18 protein-coding genes are annotated in these 18,277 nt (G+C 66.6%); 9 read left to right on the top strand and 9 right to left on the bottom strand.

Annotated features, from left to right (window positions below):
• The first annotated feature begins 353 nt into the window (after positions 1-353).
• The 5 genes from A9971_RS07275 to A9971_RS07255 all read left to right on the top strand — a co-directional run bounded on the left by A9971_RS07275 (position 354) and on the right by A9971_RS07255 (position 4,857).
• Entirely contained in the window at positions 354-1,385 is a 1,032-nt protein-coding gene (locus tag A9971_RS07275) for an AraC family transcriptional regulator (protein ID WP_036996300.1), read from the top strand.
• A 106-nt stretch (positions 1,386-1,491) separates the two neighbouring features.
• A complete protein-coding gene (locus tag A9971_RS07270; protein WP_011060952.1) occupies positions 1,492-2,613 on the top strand; it encodes a polyamine ABC transporter substrate-binding protein in 1,122 nt (373 codons plus the stop codon).
• 105 nt (positions 2,614-2,718) lie between these two features.
• Positions 2,719-4,182 (top strand): amidase, encoded by a 1,464-nt coding sequence (locus A9971_RS07265; RefSeq protein ID WP_183001640.1) that lies wholly within the window; start codon positions 2,719-2,721, stop codon positions 4,180-4,182.
• 63 nt (positions 4,183-4,245) lie between these two features.
• Complete coding sequence (locus A9971_RS07260) at positions 4,246-4,575, top strand: hypothetical protein (RefSeq protein ID WP_011060950.1); 330 nt, start codon at positions 4,246-4,248, stop codon at positions 4,573-4,575.
• Positions 4,576-4,665: 90 nt separating this feature from the next.
• Entirely contained in the window at positions 4,666-4,857 is a 192-nt protein-coding gene (locus A9971_RS07255; RefSeq protein WP_011060949.1) for a 4-oxalocrotonate tautomerase family protein, read from the top strand.
• A 28-nt stretch (positions 4,858-4,885) separates the two neighbouring features.
• Here the strand turns inward: A9971_RS07255 and A9971_RS07250 are convergent, their stop codons facing one another.
• The 6 genes from A9971_RS07250 to A9971_RS07225 all read right to left on the bottom strand — a co-directional run bounded on the left by A9971_RS07250 (position 4,886) and on the right by A9971_RS07225 (position 11,015).
• Positions 4,886-5,317, bottom strand: coding sequence for an HD domain-containing protein (locus A9971_RS07250; protein ID WP_047336567.1), 432 nt, complete (start codon positions 5,315-5,317; stop codon positions 4,886-4,888).
• Positions 5,318-5,414: 97 nt separating this feature from the next.
• Positions 5,415-6,227: a CoA ester lyase gene (locus tag A9971_RS07245; protein WP_053158018.1), complete on the bottom strand. Its 813-nt coding sequence runs from the start codon at positions 6,225-6,227 to the stop codon at positions 5,415-5,417.
• 165 nt (positions 6,228-6,392) lie between these two features.
• Complete coding sequence (locus tag A9971_RS07240; protein WP_015635354.1) at positions 6,393-7,598, bottom strand: CaiB/BaiF CoA-transferase family protein; 1,206 nt, start codon at positions 7,596-7,598, stop codon at positions 6,393-6,395.
• Between the two features lie 32 nt (positions 7,599-7,630).
• Positions 7,631-8,980: an MmgE/PrpD family protein gene (locus A9971_RS07235; protein WP_183001639.1), complete on the bottom strand. Its 1,350-nt coding sequence runs from the start codon at positions 8,978-8,980 to the stop codon at positions 7,631-7,633.
• Between the two features lie 9 nt (positions 8,981-8,989).
• Positions 8,990-10,153 carry an acyl-CoA dehydrogenase family protein gene (locus A9971_RS07230; RefSeq protein ID WP_183001638.1) on the bottom strand — a complete coding sequence of 388 codons (1,164 nt, stop codon included), beginning with the start codon at positions 10,151-10,153 and terminating at the stop codon, positions 8,990-8,992.
• Between the two features lie 34 nt (positions 10,154-10,187).
• Entirely contained in the window at positions 10,188-11,015 is an 828-nt protein-coding gene (locus A9971_RS07225) for a MaoC family dehydratase N-terminal domain-containing protein (protein WP_183001637.1), read from the bottom strand.
• Positions 11,016-11,157: 142 nt separating this feature from the next.
• Here A9971_RS07225 and A9971_RS07220 point away from each other — a divergent pair, with 142 nt between their 5' ends.
• Positions 11,158-12,075: a LysR family transcriptional regulator gene (locus A9971_RS07220; RefSeq protein ID WP_011060942.1), complete on the top strand. Its 918-nt coding sequence runs from the start codon at positions 11,158-11,160 to the stop codon at positions 12,073-12,075.
• On the opposite strand, the gene A9971_RS07215 is transcribed toward A9971_RS07220, so the two are convergent.
• Positions 12,053-12,403, bottom strand: coding sequence for a hypothetical protein (locus A9971_RS07215; protein ID WP_011060941.1), 351 nt, complete (start codon positions 12,401-12,403; stop codon positions 12,053-12,055). The two genes, A9971_RS07220 and A9971_RS07215, sit on opposite strands and share 23 nt — an antisense overlap.
• A gap of 2 nt (positions 12,404-12,405) precedes the next feature.
• Positions 12,406-14,094, bottom strand: coding sequence for a hypothetical protein (locus tag A9971_RS07210; RefSeq protein WP_123473256.1), 1,689 nt, complete (start codon positions 14,092-14,094; stop codon positions 12,406-12,408).
• Positions 14,095-14,369: 275 nt separating this feature from the next.
• Here A9971_RS07210 and A9971_RS07205 point away from each other — a divergent pair, with 275 nt between their 5' ends.
• A complete protein-coding gene (locus A9971_RS07205; RefSeq protein WP_183001636.1) occupies positions 14,370-14,936 on the top strand; it encodes a GNAT family N-acetyltransferase in 567 nt (188 codons plus the stop codon).
• 75 nt (positions 14,937-15,011) lie between these two features.
• Here the strand turns inward: A9971_RS07205 and mntP are convergent, their stop codons facing one another.
• Positions 15,012-15,584 carry a manganese efflux pump MntP gene (gene mntP / locus A9971_RS07200; RefSeq protein WP_019093782.1) on the bottom strand — a complete coding sequence of 191 codons (573 nt, stop codon included), beginning with the start codon at positions 15,582-15,584 and terminating at the stop codon, positions 15,012-15,014.
• A gap of 281 nt (positions 15,585-15,865) precedes the next feature.
• Here mntP and A9971_RS07195 point away from each other — a divergent pair, with 281 nt between their 5' ends.
• Both A9971_RS07195 and A9971_RS07190 read left to right on the top strand, forming a co-directional pair.
• The gene (locus A9971_RS07195; RefSeq protein ID WP_011060937.1) at positions 15,866-16,354 is read left to right on the top strand and encodes a GFA family protein; all 489 of its coding nucleotides are present in this window, start codon (positions 15,866-15,868) and stop codon (positions 16,352-16,354) included.
• Positions 16,355-16,462: 108 nt separating this feature from the next.
• Positions 16,463-18,274 carry a serine hydrolase gene (locus tag A9971_RS07190; RefSeq protein WP_183001635.1) on the top strand — a complete coding sequence of 604 codons (1,812 nt, stop codon included), beginning with the start codon at positions 16,463-16,465 and terminating at the stop codon, positions 18,272-18,274.
• Positions 18,275-18,277 lie beyond the last annotated feature (3 nt).

Genomic DNA, 18,277 nt, shown 5'->3' with positions numbered 1-18,277 from the left:
CAGCACCTGGGCGGGTACGTCGCTGTCACGGAAGGCGTCCAGCACCGCTTGGGTGGTATGCAGGGTGGTCAAGCGAAGGGCGGTCATCGACGATCTCAGAGTGATATCGGGAGGCGTGACTTTAGGGGTTACGCGCCCGCGGTTCAATTGCCCCTTGCAGGCGCTGGCAAGCCAGCTCCTACAACGGGCAGTGCCTGCGCAATCGGCGCCGCCCACCTCCCCGTAGGAGCCGGCTTGCCGGCGAAAGGCCCCCCGAGCCCTGCGCCGCCCCCGCCAGCGCCTGCAAGGGGCAATTGAACCGCGGGCGCGTAACCCCTAAAGTCACGCCTCCCGATATCACTCTGAGATCGTCGATGACCGCCCTTCGCTTGACCACCCTGCATACCACCCAAGCGGTGCTGGACGCCTTCCGTGACAGCGACGTACCCGCCCAGGTGCTGCTGGAGGGCAGCGGCATCCAGCTGGCGGACCTGGAGCTGCCCAACAGCCTGATCAATATCAGCCAGGAAATGCGCGTGTTCAGCAACGCCGTGCAGTTTCGCCAGGACCTGGGGCTGGTGCTGGGGCGCAACCTGCACATTTCCGCCTACGGCATGTTCGGCCTGACCCTGCTGACCAGCGCCACCCTGCGCGAAGGCTGGTCCCTGGCGCTGCGCTACCCCTTGCTGCTGGGCACCTTCTTCCGCCTCGACCTTGAGGTCCGCGACGGCCTGGCCTGGCTCACCGCCGACCAGTACAGCGAAAGCGAACTTGAGGTGTTCAACACCGATTTCTGCATGTCGTCCTACCGGGTCACCTGCCAGGACCTGCTGGGTTGCTCCCTGCCCCTGCGCCAGGTGCAACTGATGCATGGCCCCCAGCCCTATATGGACAGCTACGAGCAGGCCTTCAATTGCCCGGTGCAGTTCAATGCCGGGCGCAATGCCATCGGCTTCGACCTGGAGTGGCTGGACCGGCGCCTGCCCCTGGCGGACCTGGTGACCCAGAACGACATGCTGCAACGCTGCATCCGCCTCAACGAGGAGCTCAGCGCGCGGCCGACCTGGATCGACCAAGTGCGGCGCATCCTCAATGAACAACTGCACGCGGTGCCGGATTTCGACAGCCTGGCGCGCCAGGTGCACTGCTCCCCCAGCACCCTGCGCCGGCGCCTGCGGGCCCAGGACACCAGCTATCAGCAGTTGCTGGACGAGTTGCGCTACGCCCGCGCCCAGCAGTTGCTGGGCCAGCACAGCCTGCCCATCTACCGCATCGCCGAAGCCCTGGGCTTCAAGGAAACCGCAAGTTTCCGCCACGCCTTCCAACGCTGGAGCGGCGTCGCTCCCGGGCGCTTCCGCCAGCTGGCCGGCCAGCTCGGGCCGCTCTCGGACTGCGCCGAAGATTGACGCTAAATATCCCCTATTGACCGTTGTAAGCATTCTCTCTGCGACCTATCCGACGAAAAATGTCCGCCTCGGATGGTTCCGCTCATTTCGGACATGGAGTTGTCATATGAAATCGTTGCACACCGCCCTCTCCCGCCTCGCCACGGCCTGCACCCTCGGTGCCCTGGCCCTGGCCGCCTCTGTCACCGCCCAGGCCGCCCCCGAGCGCACGGTGAACATCTTCAACTGGTCGGAGTACATCGCTCCCAACACCATCAAGGATTTCCAGGCCCAGAGCGGGATCAAGGTCAAGTACGACATCTTCGAAAGCAACGAAGTGCTCGAAGCCAAGCTGCTGACCGGCAACAGCGGCTATGACGTGGTGGTGCCCTCCAGCGGTTTCGTCAGCAAGCAGATCAGCGCCGGCGCCTTCCAGCCCCTGGACCGCGGGCAGTTGCCGAACTGGAAGAACCTCGACCCGGCCGTGATGAAGCTGCTGGAGCAGAGCGACCCGGGCAACCGCTACGTGATTCCCTACATGTGGGGCACCAACCTGATCGGCTACAACCGCGACAAGGTCCAGGAATTGCTGGGCAGCGACGCGCCGGTCAACAGCTGGGACCTGGTGTTCAAGGAAGAGAACCTGAAGAAGCTCAGCCAGTGCGGCGTGACCTTCCTCGACTCGCCCACCGAAATGCTGCCCCTGGCCCTGCACTACCTGGGCCTGGACCCCAACAGCCAGAACCCCGAGGACTACCGCAAGGCCGAGGCCATGCTGCTCAAGCTGCGTCCCTACGTGCGCTACTTCCATAGCGCCAAGTGGATGGGCGATATCGCCAACGGCAACATCTGCGTGGCCGTGGGCTACTCCGGGGGCTTCCTGCAGGCGGCCAACCGCGCCAACGAAGCCAAGAACGGCGTGCACATCGAAATGCGCATTCCCAAGGAAGGCACCCTGGTGTGGATCGACACCGTGGCCATTCCCGCCGGCGCCAAGCACGTGGACACCGCCCACGCCTTCCTCAATTACCTGATGGAACCCAAGGTCATTGCCTCCATCAGCAACTACGTCGGCTACCCCAACGGCGTGACCGATTCCAAGCCGTTCATCCAGCAGTCGCTGCTGGACAACCCGGACCTGTTCCCCAGCGCCGAGACCATGACCCGCCTCTACCCCCTGGCCCCGCTGCCGGCCAAGGCCGAGCGCACCCGGACCCGGACCTGGGTCAAGGTCACCAGTGGCCGCTGAGTCATTCACTGCGAAGGCCCGCCAGGACGCCGCCAACGGCGTCCATGCCGCCTTTCCACGCCGTGGCGCAGCCCGCGCCCGGCGTGCTTGAACGAAGAGCCGAATATGCCGTTGCCCACTTCCAGCCAAGCGGCCCTGCCGCACCTGTCGATCGAGGCGCTGCTGCAGGGTTTCGCCACCTTGCAGTTCACCCCGGTGGACGTGCTGCAGGCCGTGCTGGCGCAGATCGAGCGCCACGAGCCACAGCTCAACGCCCTCTGCGAACGCCAGGACCCGGCCTCGCTGCGCGCTGCCCAGGCGTCCACCGCGCGCTGGGCCGCCGGGCAACCCATGGGCCGGCTGGATGGCATTCCGATCCTGGTCAAGGACAACAACGACGTACAGGGCTGGCAGACCCGCAGTGGTTCCCGGGCCCTGGCCAACCGCCCGGCCATGACCCGGGACTCCAGCCTGGTGGCACGCCTGCGTGAAGCCGGGGCGATCTTCATTGCCAAGACCACCCTGCCGGAACTGGGCAGCACGCCCCTGACCGACAGCCCGTTGACCGGCATCACCCGCAACCCGTGGAACCTGGCCCTGCATGCCGGTGGCAGCAGTGGCGGCAGTACTGCGGGGGTCGCAGCCGGTTATGCCCCGGCCGCGACAGGCAACGATGCCGCCGGTTCGATCCGTACCCCGTCGAGCTTTTGCGGCGTGGTCGGGTTCAAGCCCAGCCATGGCCTGGTGTCCGCCTGCCCGAGCATCGACCCGGGCGGCATGGCCGCCGAAGGCCCGATTGCCCGCCACGTGCGCGACATTGCCCTGTTGATGGAGCTCATGGCCGTGCACGAGCCCGGCGAGCCCTTTGCCTGGCCCCATGGGCCCAGGGATTTCCTCAGCTCCATCGAGGACGGCGTTGCCGGCCTGCGCATCGCCTTCAGCGCCGACCTGGGCTACGCCGCCCATGTCGACCCGCAGATCGCCGCAGCCTGCCTGAACGCTGCCAGGCTGTTGCAGGAAGCCGGCGCCACCCTGGTCCTGGCCTCGCCGGACATCGGCAACCCGGCGCCGAACTACCTGCGGGCCTGGCCGGTGGAAGTGGCCTGCGCCGTGGCCCAGGAAATACCCGCCGAGGACCGCCATCTGGTGGGGGACTTTCTCCAGCAGGCCCAAGTCCGCGCGCGCCAGCTCAATGCCCTGGACTACGCCTGTGCGGTGCAAGAGCGCCACCGGGTGGCGCAGAAGCTTCACGCTTTCCTGGGTGAGTACGACCTGCTGCTGACCCCTGCCGCGGTGGTCGAACCCTTCGCCGTGGAACGCCTGCTGCCGCCGGACTGGCCGGAACAGATCAGCGCCATGTGGCAGCCCACCACCTTCCCGTTCAATTTCAGCCGCCAGCCAGCGTTGAGCCTGCCTTGCGCCCTGAGCGAGACGGGCCTGCCCATCGGCCTGCAGATCGTCGCCCGCTTCGGCTGCGACGCCCTGGTACTGAGGGCCGCACGGGCCCTGGAAAAACGGCTGCCCGAGGGGGTGTTCCGCCACCCCGCCGGGCTGCACGACGCCCCCCAGGCGTCACCCGCAAACCGCTAGACCCGCACAGAACGCAATGCCGACGCCGGCCACGGCGAAGGCTCACGGACAAGGAGGTGGACCATGGATTCTTCAAGCAGTTGGTATCAAGACACCCAATTCGACCACGACATCTACGTGATGATCATTCGTGAACCGAGCTCTCCCAGCCTTGATCCCCATCAGTCCGGTTCCAGCTACAGCTACGTCGGCCGCCTCACCGGCCACGGCCAGCACCCGTGCTTTTCCGTGCACTTCGCCTGCCCGCCCTACGGCAATGACTACGCCAGCACTGAAGCCGCGCTGCAGGCCGGCCTGGCCCATGGCCGGGCGCTGATCGAGCACTGGCGCACCCGTGGGCGCAAGCCACCGGCACGCACCGCCGAAGTGGCGCTGTCCAGCTACAGCAACTGACGCATCAAGGCCCCTGGCTGGCAGGAGGGCAGCGGCTGTCGTAGGCTGCCCTGCCGCCCGTCCATGCGCCATCACCTGGAGTGTCGATCCATGCCCTATATCAACCTGCAGATCACCAAGGGCGCCACGCGCCAGCAGAAGGCCCAACTGGTCAAGGAATTCACCGAATCCCTGGTGCGGGTACTGGGCAAGAAGCCCGAGCATACCCACATCGTGATCCAGGAAATCGACGGCAGCGATTGGGGGTTTGCCGGCGAGCTCAGCGACGACGACCAGGCCTGAGCCGCTGCTGGGCGCAGGTATCACGAGCTCAGTCGCGCGCCAGTGAGTTCAGGTAATCCGTGGCCTGGCGGTACTTCTCCAGGCGCCGCAGGTCTTCGGCACCCGGTTCGGGGATGCGCGACAGGTCGCTGTTTTCCGCCAGATCCGCCAGCTTCACTTGCCGCGCCAGGGGGTTCGCGCCTGCGCGGCGAATGAACGCCGGGTAGTCCTCGCCGGCAACCTTGGTCAGCGCCAGCAGCGCCGCCAGCACCTCTTCGCTGAAGCCCTCGCCCCGCAACTGCTCCGGGGTGATGGGGCAGTCTTCCAGGACATCGTGCAGCACCGCGACAATCCGCGCCTCGGGGTGTGTCAGGCGCAGCATCACGCGCAAGGGATGCAGGATGTAGGGCGCACCGCCCTTGTCGACTTGCCCGGCATGGGCCTGGGCGGCCAGCGCGATGGCCCGCTCCAGGCTGCTCATCGGACGCTACCGCAGGTGTATGGGGCTGAGCTGTGCATGGTGCCACCTCGACAAAAAGACCGCGCCATTCTACCTGCGCCGCGGCCCGGGCGCAGGGTCAGGCCATCGCCAGCAAGCGCTGGGCCCGCAGCAGCACCGGGGCATCGACCATCTGCCCATCCACCTGGTAGGCCCCGGCACCCTCGCGCCCGCCTTCCACCACCCGTTGGGCCCAGGCCAACTCCTCGGCGCTGGGCGCCAGGGCCTGGTGGATCACCGGCACCTGGGCCGGGTGGATGCACAGCGCACCGGCAAAGCCCATGGCGTAGGCGTGGCGGACCGAGGCGGCCAGGCCCTGGCTGTCGGCGATGCCGGGAAACACCCCGTCCAGCGGCGCCTGCAGCCCCGCCGCCCGGGAGTGCAGGATCAGCGCCAGCCGCGCCTGGTCCAGGGCGAACTGGGCCGCCGCCGAGCCGCTGCTGAGGTTGAGGTCCAGGGCCAGGTCCAGGCCGCCGAACGACAGGCGCTGGACCCCGGGGGCGCTGGCGATCTCGCCCAGGGCCAGCAAGCCCCGGGCACTTTCGATGATCGGCCAGACCAGGCGGCCGCTGGCGGCCACCTGCGCCACTTGGGCTGCGCTCTCGACTTTCGGCAGGAGAATGCCCACCACACCGGCATGGGCCTGGCAGAACGCCAGGTCGGCCAGGTGCTGGGGGTGCTCGGGTGCGTTGATTCGTACCCAGGCCCGCACCTGGGGCTGCGCCAGCAGGAAGCGCCCCAGGTGCTCTCGCGCCTGCACCTTGAGGGGTTCCTCGACGGCGTCCTCGAAATCGACGATCACCGCATCGGCGCCACAGGCCAGGGCCTTGGCGAAACGCTCGGGGCGGCTGCCGGGGACGAACAGCGCGGAGCGGACAATGGGGTTGGACATGTTCGGATCCTTGTTATTGGAAGACCAATGGCGACCAGGCTTGCTGCCCGGCCCCTACGGCAAGAGCCTGGTGTTGCCCTGCCCTCCGTAGGAGCCGGCTTGCCGGCGAAGGCGATCTCAGGGGCCTCTTCGCTGGCAAGCCAGCTCCTACGGCGAGGTTGGGGTTCAGATGACTCCACGGGCCTGCAGTTGCTCGATGCCTTGCGGGCTCAGGCCCAGCTCGGCGAGTATCGCTGCGCTGTGCTGGCCCAGCGCCGGGACTGCGTCCATGCGCGGCGCATAGGCGCTGTTGCGCGCCGGTGGCAACAGCGCCGGCAGGCGGCCCGCCGGGCTGTCCACCTGGCGCCAGGCGTCCCGCGCCGCCAGTTGCGGGTGCTGCCACACGCCCTGCATGTCGTTGACCCGGGCATTGGCGATCTGCGCCTGCTCCAGCCGCTCGATCACCTGGGCGACGCTGAGCCGGGCAAAGCGCTCGACGATGATCTGGCGCAGCGCCTCGCGGTTGGCCGAACGCTTGAAGTTGGCGCCAAAGCGCTCGTCCGTGGCCAGTTCGGGCAGCTCCAGCACCTTGTCGCAGAAGGCCGCCCATTCCCGTTCATTCTGCAGGCCGAGCATCACCGTGCCGCCGTCACCCGCGGGAAACGGCCCGTAGGGGTAGATGGTGGAATGGGCCGCGCCGGCCCGGGGTGGCGGTTCGGCGCCTTCGAAGGCGTAGTACAGGGGGTAGCCCATCCACTCCACCAGGCTTTCCAGCATGCTGATGTCGATGCGGCTGCCCAGGCCGGTGCGCCCACGCAGTAGCAGGGCCGAAAGAATGCCGCTGTAGGCGTACATGCCGGCGGCAATGTCGGCGATCGAGCAACCGGCCTTGGCCATCTGCTCCGGTTCGGGGCCGCCGGTCACCGATACAAAGCCGCCTTCGCTCTGGATCAGCAGGTCGTAGGCCTTTTTCCGCTCATAGGGGCCGCCTTCGCCGTAGCCGGAAATATCGCAGACGATCAGCCGTGGAAAGCGCTCATGCAGCGCCTCGAACGACAGCCCCATGCGCGCCGCCGCCCCCGGTGCCAGGTTCTGCACCAGCACGTCGGCCCCGGCCAGCAGGCTGTCCAGCAGGCCCTCGGCTTCGGGCTGCTTGAGGTCCAGGCTCAGGCTTTCCTTGGAGCGGTTGGTCCACACGAAGTGCGAGGCCAGGCCCTTGACCCGCTGGTCGTAGCCCCGGGCGAAATCGCCGCTGCCGGGGCGCTCGACCTTGATCACCCGGGCGCCCAGGTCCGCCAGCTGGCGGGTGCAGAACGGTGCGGCAATGGCGTGCTCCAGGCTGACCACGGTGATGCCATCCAGGGGCCGTGGCTGTGCTGTGTTGTCAGTCATGTTCGGTCCTCGCCCTGTTCGATGTCGGGCATTCAGAGCAGTGAGTTGAGGTCGGCAGCGTCCCGCAGGGCCCAGACCCGGCGGATCAAGGCATTGCCCTGCTCCGGGGTGCGGGCGCCGGAGAACTGCAGCAGGCGCTGGAACTTGTCTTCCAGCTCGGCCCGGGACAGGCCATTGCCCGGGTCACCCTTGGGCTCATCGATGGCGCCGTGCAGGGTGCGACCGTCCACGCACTGCACCTCGACCCGGCCCAGCCAGCGCGCTGGATAGGCCGCATCGACTTCAGGGTCCAGCTGCATGCCGACCTTGTCGCGAAACGCCGCGACCCGGGGGTCGTTCAGCCCATGACGCTGGAACTCCGGCAACCCGGCCTTGCCGTGCACGGCGATCAGGCCGAGCACGGTGCCCATGGAGAACTTGGCCTGGTGCACGGTCTGCGGCACCTGGACCCGGCCCAGCACATCGATGGCGCCCTGGTGCACCCGGGTCAGCACCCGGGCAATCTGCCCGTGTTCCAGGCCTTCGCGCTGCATCACCTCAAGCAAGGCATCGGCGGCGGGATGGGTGTGGCGGCACGAGGCGTGGAACTTGAACGAGGTTTGCAGCAGCGCCCAGCGGCTGCCCAGGCGGGCACTGAGCAGTGCCGGTTCGGCATCCCGGGACATGCCGGCCGCCATGCCCTGCTCGCCTTCGAGGATATTGCGCGCACCGCTCAGGCCGTCCCGGGTCAGGTAGGCGGCCAGCAGGCCATCAGCGGCGGCCTTGGCGGTGTGCAGTTGCTTGGAGTCGGCGGCGTCGCGCAAGAATTCCCAGAGCCCGGCGGCCTGGGTCCCGGCACTGCCCAGCAGGTTGATGAACTGCTCGCTGTCGAATTCCATCAGCTTGCCCACCGCCACCGCAGCGGCCAGGGTGCCGACGGTGGCCGTGGTGTGGAAGATCCGGTAGTGGGAACGGCCCATGAATTCGCCGATGCGGATCCCTGCCTCATAACCGGCCACCGCCGCCAGCAGCAGCTCGCGGCCGGACTTGCCCAGGTCCTGGGCCGCCGCCAGCGCCGCCGGGAACACCACGGTGGCCGGGTGCAGCACGGAGCTGTTGTGCAGGTCGTCCTGCTCCACCAGGTGCGAGGAGGCGGCGTTGACCAGGGCGGCGAAATACGCCGAGCTGCCGGCCCCATTGACCAGGATGCGCGCCGGGCCACTGGCCGGGCCCATGTGCCGGGCATAGGCCTCGAACAAGGGGATCGGGTGCGCGCCCTGGGCCGCCAGGGCCGAGCCCAGCCAGTCGAGGAACAGCTCTTGGGTGCGCAGCAGGACGCTTTCCGGCAGGTCGGCGTAGCGCAGGCCGGCGAGGAACCCGGCCAGATCGTGGGTATGGCTCATGGGGGCTCCTTAGAAGCTGCGGGGCAGCTCCAGCAAATGCTCGGCGACGTAGGACAGGATCAGGTTGGTGGAGATCGGCGCCACCTGGTACAGCCGGGTCTCGCGGAATTTGCGCTCGACGTCGTACTCGCAGGCAAAGCCGAAGCCGCCGTGGGTCTGCAGGCAGGCGTTGGCCGCTTCCCAGGAAGCCTTGGCCGCCAGGTACTTGGCCATGTTGGCGCTGGCCCCGGCGTTGTGCCCGCTGTCGTATTCCTCGCAGGCGCACCAGCGCATCAGGTCGGCGGCCTCGATCTCGATATGGGCCTCGGCAATCGGGAACTGCACGCCCTGGTTCTGGCCGATGGGCCGGCCGAACACCACCCGGTCGCGGGCATAGGCGCTGGCCTTGTCGATGAACCAGCGGCCATCGCCGATGCATTCGGCGGCGATCAGCGTGCGCTCGGCGTTGAGGCCGTCGAGGATGTACTTGAAGCCCTTGCCCTCCTCGCCGATCAGGCTGTCGGCGGGCAGCTCCAGGTTATCGAAGAACAGCTCGTTGGTCTCGTGGTTGACCATGTTGGCAATGGGCTGCACGGTCAGGCCGTTGCCGATGGCCTGGCGCAGGTCCACCAGGAAGATCGACATGCCTTCGGACTTCTTGCGCACCTCGGCCAGTGGCGTGGTGCGGGCCAGCAGGATCATCAGGTCGGAATGCTGAATGCGCGAGATCCACACCTTCTGCCCGTTGATCACGTACTTGTCGCCGCGGCGGATGGCAGTGGTCTTGATCTTGGTGGTGTCGGTGCCGGTGGTGGGCTCGGTGACGCCCATCGATTGCAGGCGCAGTTCGCCGCTGGCGAGCTTGGGCAGGTAGTAGCGCTTCTGCGCCTGGCTGCCGTGGCGCAGCAGGGTGAACATGTTGTACATCTGCCCGTGCACGGTGCCGGAGTTGCCGCCGCAGCGGTTCACCTCTTCGAGGATCACCGAGGCTTCGGCCAGCCCCAGGCCGGAGCCGCCGTACTCGGCAGGGATCATCGCCGCCAGCCAGCCGGCCTCGGTCAGGGCCTTGACGAAGGCTTCCGGGAAGCCCTTGCGCTCATCGATGCCGCGCCAGTAGGCGGCGTCGAATTCGGCGCACAGGGCACGCACGCCTTCACGGATGGCATTGAGTTCTTCAGTGTCATGGGGGGTCATCAATCGGCACTCCGCCTTTGCTTATTGTTGGAATTCAGTCGAACTGCACTTCGCCGCGCTGAGCCAGCCCGGAGCCGTCGCCGGCCCACAGTTCGGCGTGGCCAGGGGCGCTGATGCGCCCGCCGACCTCGAAAGGCTGCGGGGCAATCAAGGGCCGCAGGCCGCGGTAGGCGAAATGGCGCAGGCGCGCCTCGGGGTGGGCCCGGCAGAAGGCCCCCAGGCTCAGGGTGGCGATCAGCGGGCCGTGCACCACCAGCCCCGGGTAGCCCTCGGTGGCGGTGACGTAGGGATAGTCGTAGTGGATGCGATGGCCGTTGAAGGTCACCGCGCTGTAGCGAAACAGCAGGGTCGGCGTGGGCTCCACCGGCTCGTGCCAGTCGCCTTCGGGCAGCAGCTCGCCACTGCTCATTTTCGGCGGGGACGCTTCGCGGTAGACGATGTCCTGTTCTTCGCGCAGCGCCAGTTGGCCGTCCTGAAAATATTCGTGGCACAGGGTGACGAACAGCAGCTTGCCGGTGCGCCCGGCCTTTTCCTCGACCTGGAGGATGGTACTGGTGCAACTGGCCTCGGCGCCGGCCCGCAGCGGCCGGTGAAACGCCAGGCGGCCACCGGCCCACATGCGGTTGCGGTTGGCCGCCGGCGGCAGGAAACCGCCCCGCGCCGGATGCCCGTCGCCGCCCAGGGCCGAGGCCGGCTGTGGCTGCTGGAAGAAACACCAGTGCCACAACGGCGGCAGGGCCTCGCCCGGGGCCGGGGCGGGCTGGCCGAACGTGGCGGCGATGCGGGCCAGCAGGTTATGGCTGAGGTGGTCGTCGATCCGCTGGCTGCGGCCGATCCAGGCGCTGGGGTCGGTGGCACTCATGGTGGCAGGGTCCTGTGGCACGAAGGTGATGGCGGCCATCATGCAAGGGGCTGGCGCGTATGGAGAATTTGCATTTCTATAAACCGGCGTTCGTTTATGCTGAACGCCATTCGCCCCTACCCCTGCCTTCAGGAGCCCGGACATGCATTTCGATCTGGCGGACCTGCGCCTGTTTATCCATATTGCCGAATCCCCCAGCCTGACCCAGGGCGCGCGCCGCGCCTTCCTCTCGCCAGCGGCCGCCAGCGCGCGGATCAAGGCCCTGGAAGGCCAGCTCGAAACCCGCCTGCTGTACCGCGACAGCCGCGGCGTGGAAGTCACCCCCGCCGGCGAGCGGCTGCTGCAGCACGCGCGGCTGATCATGCGCCAGGTGGATTACCTGAAAAGCGAATTCACCCAGTACGGCGGCGATTCTTCCGGGCACATCCGCATCTTCGCCAACACCACGGCGGTCACCGAATTCTTGCCGGAAGTGCTGGCGAAATTTCTCTCGGTACGCCCGGGAGTCACGGTGGACCTGCAGGAGCGCCTGTCCCGGGACATCGTTCGCGGGGTGCTGGACGGCACCAGCGACATGGGCATCATCGCCGGCCCGGTGGAAGCCAGCGGCCTGCAGGTGCTGCACTTCAGCACCGACCACCTGGTGCTGATGGTGCCCGTGGGCCACCCGCTGTCGGGGCAGGCTTCGGTGACCCTGGAACAGACCCTGGCCTACCAGCACATCGGCCTGCATGAAGGCAGCACCCTCTTGACCTTCCTGCGCGAGCATGTGGAGCGCCTGGGCAAGCAACTCTCGCTGCGCATCCAGGTGTCGAGCTTCGAAGCGATCTGCCGCATGGTGGAAGCCGGGGTCGGCATCGGCATCATTCCCGAGTCCGCGGCCTTGCGGCACAGCCGCACCATGCAGCTGGTGACGGTGAAGCTGGATGAAAGCTGGGCCGTGCGCGAACGCAGCATCATCGTCCGCGAACTGGAGGCCCTGCCCGGCAGCGTGCGGGCGCTGATCGCGACGCTGATGCCGGCCAGCCAGGAACCTTCTATTGCGGGCAACCCTGGCTGATCCAGGCACTCAGTTCGTCGATCTGGGCCTGAGGCAGAAAGGGGCCGCCGGGGGGCATCTGGCCAAAATCCCCATCCGGCCCCCAGGGGGTGCCCGGGGTTCCGCTCAGGGCATAAATCAGGTTGGAATGCGCGCCATCGCCTTTGACCAGGATAGGTACCGCCTGCCCTGTTTCCGGGTTTTGGATACCCGGCACATTACCGGTCACGAACGACTGGTAGGAGGTCTGCCAGAAGGCCCCGTGAGGCGCTCCGGAGATCGGCAGGTTGTTCTGCGCAACGAAGGCATCGAGCAGGTTCTGTACATCCTTGAAGGTGTTGAGTGCCATGACTATTTCCCTGTGCTAGATGGGGTGAACAATTGCAGATAACGCTGGCTGGCCGCTGCCGCCGACTCAGCCCCTGCCGTCTCGGGAGCCCGAACGTTGCCGCCTTTGAGGATGAAACTGAAATCGAAGCCGGCCACCTGGGCATTGCCATGGCAACCCATGCAGCCTCCCATGTTCACCCCATGCACAGCGGCGGAACCGGCGGATTGGGCGAACACGTTCGGAGGGGGTGGCGCACCTGCGGCCTGGAAGGAAGTCGGAGCACCGTTAGCAGCAATCCGGCCCCTGAATTGCTGCAGGGTATAGTCTGTTTCAACCATGATATTGGCCTGGTAGTACACCGCGGCAGAGTGGCTGGGATCGGTTTTCGATAGCTGCGTGGTGTCGAACGGCTGGGCCTGGACCGAGACCAGCTTGTAGTACTGCCAGGGCGAATTCTTGACATTCTTGGCCTGGCTATAGCTCTGGATAGCCTGATGCGCCGCCTGATTGACCTGAATCACGTCAGCCGCAATCGGCTCATAGCGCTGGTTGATGCAGATCGGGCCGCCCGCCGGAGTCCCGCCTTTGGCAATCTCGCGCAGATACAGTTGCTTGCCGGGCTTGCAGAAGGCCCCCTGGGCCTTGACTTGAGGGTTGTTGGGGTCGTCCTGGTAACTCAGCCCGGGATTGGTGGGCATGGGGCCCGGCGCTGGATTGATGATGCGGCCGTTCTCATCCTCAAGCGGCTTGCCACTGGGCAGCAGGATGTTGTCGGCCTGTTCGAAGGTCGCGTAGATAAAACTCGGGGCCGTGGGGGTCTTCTGGATGATGTGCAACGCCACCATCGCCCATTGCGCCTCGAAATAGCAGGTGCCCTTGCCCGGTGGTTGCTCATAGAAGCGCACCGTCTGCCTGTGGAATCGCGAGGGGTCCTCGCCGGGGCCCAGCTGGCGCCAGGCGGACTTGACCTCAATGGTGCCGCTGGGAAAGTTGACCCGCGGCGCGCTGGGGAAAGTCGGAGGTGTCTGCTTGACCGCGTTGAAGAAGTTCCGCGCGGCTTGTGCCAGCGCGGGGTTGGCGTACCAGAACTGGTTGGCGGCGACGTAGGTGTATTGCACCTGATTGGCCTTGGCCAGGAAGCGCACCAGCTGGGGGTTGGAATTGCCTCCGGTGGGAGTCGCCGGAACAACACCGGCATACATCTGGTCGAGGCCGATCTGGGTGCTTTCGTCGAGGTTGATCCAGGCCGGCAGTTTGGGTGCGATCTGGCCAGAGCAGGCAGGCACGGTAAAACTGTAGTCATAGGTTGGCGCAGTGCCATAACCATAACTGGGATCGCCATCAGGCTTGTAGCCCGGGGGGCCGACGTTGGCACTGCCCTTGCCCGGAAAGATCTCAACCTTGCTTCGGTACGTATGCCACACCAGAGGCACGCCCTGGCTGCCGAAAGGCTGGCGGATATCGGGCACATCGCGCTGCCCGCCCAGGGCCGGCCAGTTGAGAGCGATGAACTCCTGCCAGGCGAAGGCCGCAGCCTGTGCCAACGTTGCCTGGGATGCCCCCCCGGGTATATCGGCGGGTACCTCGGGCGATACGGTTATCGACACCGGGGCGGCGTTCGAAACGCCGCCCAGAAGCGCCAGACCAACACTGATAGCAATGTAGGAAACCTGCCGCTGCAAACGATTCTTGTCTTGTTGATGCTCCATATCCTGACTCCTCCCTTGGCTGTTCGAGAGCGTAGATCAGCGCTCTCACGGCAACGCGCCAGGAAAAAGAACATTAGGCGCTAGCATTAATAGCCAAATGCCTGTACGCCAGCAGCGGTGGCGGCTTGAACGGCTCGTGACCGGTGATCGCCCTGGCCGGCAGCGCAAGCAGAGACATTGATGCCGATCAAGTGCCCGCCTCGCCAGCGGAGTAAACCTGAAGCCAATCAGGGCTGTGTGCGCAGCCCGCCCTTTGGCTCCGCGGAGACTTGACCATGCCCAGCACCGCTCTCGATACCCTCGCCCACCCGCCGTTCCCGGCGCAGCAAGGCCAATACTGGATCGACGCCCTGAACGACGGCAGCCATGTGCTGATCCGCCCGCTGCGGCCCCAGGACCGGGAGCGGGAAAAGGCCTTTATCGAAAACCTCTCCCCGCCCACCCGGCACCAGCGCTTTCTCGGTGAGATCAAGGAAGTGGGCGAGCAACTGCTCAATCAACTGATGGATGTCGGCACGCCGCAGCGGGTGGCTTATGTGGCCCTGGTCCACGACAACGGCGAACTGCGGGAAGTGGGTATCAGCCGCTACGCCCAGGTCGACGAGCAGCCCTCGCATTGCGAGTTCGCCGTGACCATCGCCGATGAGTGGCAAGGCAAGGGCCTCGGCGCGCTATTGATGCAGCACCTGATCGACGAAGCCCGCAACAACGGTTTCCAGCAGATGTACTCGGTGGATTCCGCCGCCAACTACAGCATGCGCCGCCTGGCAAAACAGCTGGGCATGCGCAGCGCCATCGACCCCGATGACGCCACCCAGGTGATCCACAGCCTGGCGCTGTAACGCCAGAGCGCTCCGCGCCTCGGCCCGAGGCGCGGCCGCATTGCCCGCAGAACCGCCCCGCCGCCGATACTGAAGTCAAGCCACAGCCGACAGGTGCTCGTAGAGAATTCCCGAGCCGACGATGATCAGCACCACCCCGCCCAGCACTTCGGCGCGCTGGCCCATCACCGTGCCAATGGCGCGGCCCAGCATCACTCCCAGGGTGACCATGGTCATGGTGGCCAGGCCGATGGCGCTGGCCGCGACCCAGATGTTGACGTTGACGAACGCCAGCCCCACCCCCACCGCCAGGGCATCGATGCTGGTGGCCAGGCCGGTCACCGCCAGTAGCCAGAAGCCGTGCTGGCGCGGTTTTTCTTCCTCGGCCTCAGCCTGCTGGCGGGTGCCGTTGTAGATCATGTGCAGGCCCAGCAATAGCAGCAGGCTGAAGGCGATCCAGTGGTCCCAGTTGGCCACCCATTGAGTCGCGGCTTGGCCGATGAACCAGCCCACCACCGGGGTGATGGCTTCAATGACGCCGAAGATCAGGCCGATGCGCAAAGCTTCCAGCAGGCGCGGCTTGAGCATGGCCGAACCCTTGCCCACCGCGGCGGCGAAGGCATCGGTGGACATGGCGAAGGCGAGAAAGATGATCGAGGCTGGGTTCACGTTGAGTCTTCCGGTCGGGCTTGAGTCCACGACATGCCCACGCGCCCGACTTCAGCGCAGGTATGTCGATGGTCTCACCAACCGAAACGGTGCCCGTACCACGGCAGGTTGCCGAGAATGTTGATACGGGCGCCACCGCAGGGCGCGGCGGCAGGTTACTCCCCAAAGAGGCGCGCAGCTTAGCCGGCCACATGTGAAAATTTCATCAGCACCGCGCCACGACAGCTGCTCGCACAGCGGCTAGCCTGTGCCATCCACCCGTTGATTCGTGGAGGTACCCCATGCAACTCCAGGGCTCCTGCCATTGCGGCGCCGTGCACTTCAGCCTGTCCAGCCGCCATCCCTATCCCTACCAGCGCTGCTACTGCTCGATCTGCCGCAAGACCCAGGGCGGTGGCGGCTACGCCATCAACCTGGGGGGCGATGCGGCCAGCCTCAAGGTACGTGGGCGCAAGCACATCGTCATCTACCATGCCCGGCTCAAGCCCGCCGGTGCCGCCCGGGCCCACAGCAGCAGCGCCGAACGGCACTTCTGCGGGCGCTGCGGCTCCGGGCTGTGGCTGTTCAGCCCACAATGGCCGGAGCTGATCCACCCTTTTGCCTCGGCCATCGACACCCCGTTGCCGGTGCCGCCGCAACACACCCACCTGATGCTCGACTCCAGGGCGCCCTGGGTCGAGGTCGATGCCGGGGCGCACGACCTGCAGTTCGCCGAATACCCCGAGGAATCGATTGCCCAGTGGCACCAGCGCCTGGGGCTGGAGGCCTGAGCGCAACCGGGGCTTAACAGTCTTTGACAGTTTTCCGACAAAGCTGTCAAAGACTGCCACGCCCCCCTTCCCTAGCATCCGCTGATCCAATTGGCCCTCGGGTGCTGCATGTCCCGCAAACTTCTCGGCCTGCCGCTGGTGGGCCTGCTCTTGAGCAACCTCGGCTGCAACGGCCAGCCTCCGGCGCCGCCGCCCATCGCGCCCGGCGATTACGCCAGCATCATCGGCTACCTGAAGCAGTACATCCCGCAACAGATGGCCGAACATCAGGTGCCCGGGCTGTCCATCGCCCTGGTGGACGGCCAGCAACTGATCTGGGCCCGGGGCTTTGGCTTCGCCGACCAGGCCCGGGGCCTGCAAGTGACCGAAAACACCGCGTTTCGCGCCGGCGCCCTGTCGCAATTGCTGACTGCCACGGCGGTGATGCAGCTGGTGGAACAAGGGCGCCTGCAACTGGACGCGCCGCTGCAGGACACCCTCAGGGAGTTCTACGTCCGCTCGCGCTTCCACGAGGACCAGAACGCCGCCGACCGGGCCGTGACTCTGCGCCGCCTGCTCAGCCACCAGGGCGGCATTCCCAGCGAATACCTGCGCGACGCACGCACCCCCAACGCCCTCGACGAACTGCCGGGAAAGCTCAGCGGGCTGTGGCTGAGCAACGCTCCGGGAACCCAGACCGCCTACTCCAACCTCGGTTATGCCCTGCTCGGGGCAGCGGTGGAGCGCAGCAGCGGCGTGGATTTCGAACAGCAGTTGCAGAAGAGCCTGCTGCGCCCACTGGGCATGAGCCAGTCGAGCTTTGTCGGGGACAGCCGCGCCCAGCCCTACCGGGCAAGAGGCTATGAAGACGGTGTCAGCAGCGATGCCCTGGTCCGCGACCTTTCCGCCCAGGGCCTGTGGAGCAGCCCGCGGGACCTGAGCCGCTATGTGCGCATGCTGTTCGCCCAGGGCCGGTACCAGGACCGCCAACTGCTCTCGGCGGCATCCATCGACGAAATGGTGCGCACGCAGAACGCCGGCAACCCGCTGGATTTCGACTGCCAGGTAGGCCTTGGCTGGTTCCTGTCGCCCTGCGGCGAGGAATGGGTCCGGCCAGAGATGCGCACCTGGCAGCAAAGCGGTTTCGGCGAGGGCTTTCATGCCCGGATCAGCGTGCTGGCCGAGCAGCAGCTGGCGGTGATCGTGATGAGCAATTCCGACAGCGGCGAGGCCCTGGCCCAGCCCCTGGTGCCCCAGGTACTGCGCATGCTGCTGCAGGCCCACGGCGCCCCGCCACCGCCACCGCCACCGGCCACGGCCCCCCAGGCCCAGCAACGTCGGGTTCCGCAAGCGGCGGATCGCCGGCACCTGGCGGGCTTCTATGCCACCCGCTGGGGTGTGCTGCGGATCCGCGACCAGCACCAGCGCCTGTACGCCGAGCTGGCCGGCGAGCGCTACGAACTGCTGCGGGACGAACAGGGCTGGCTAAGGGTGCGCAAGAAGCGCCTCGGGCTCTGGCCCCAGGACCTGGGCCCGCTGGGGCAACTGCAACTGGACGTGATGCAGGTCCAGGGCCATCGGGTGTTCACCGCCAAGAGCCACGGCCAGTTGCTGGCGGTGGGAGAACGGATCGAACCGGTGCCCCTGACGGACAACTGGCTGGCCACGGTCGGCACCTACCAGGCTCTGAGCGACGCCCCCGGCGAACCGCCCATCAACGGCATGGACATCGCCCTGGAGGACGGCTTCCTGATGATCCGCAGCCTGCAGCAAGGCCGTCCCCTCACCGACTACATCCTCGCCCCGGTGGACAACGCCCACGCGGTGATCGCCGGCAACGGCCCGGGCCTGGGCGACACCGTGCGCCGCCAGGTCAACGGAGTGAACGTCCTGGGCTACTCATTCAAACGCACCTATAACGCCAACCACCTGAGGTTCTGACCC

It is taken from the genome of Pseudomonas sp. UME65 (assembly GCF_014170225.1).
Classification (GTDB): Bacteria; Pseudomonadota; Gammaproteobacteria; order Pseudomonadales; family Pseudomonadaceae; genus Aquipseudomonas; species Aquipseudomonas protegens.
The sequence above is the reverse complement of the archived record's forward strand: the minus strand, read 5'-3'. Positions and strand labels throughout refer to the sequence as shown.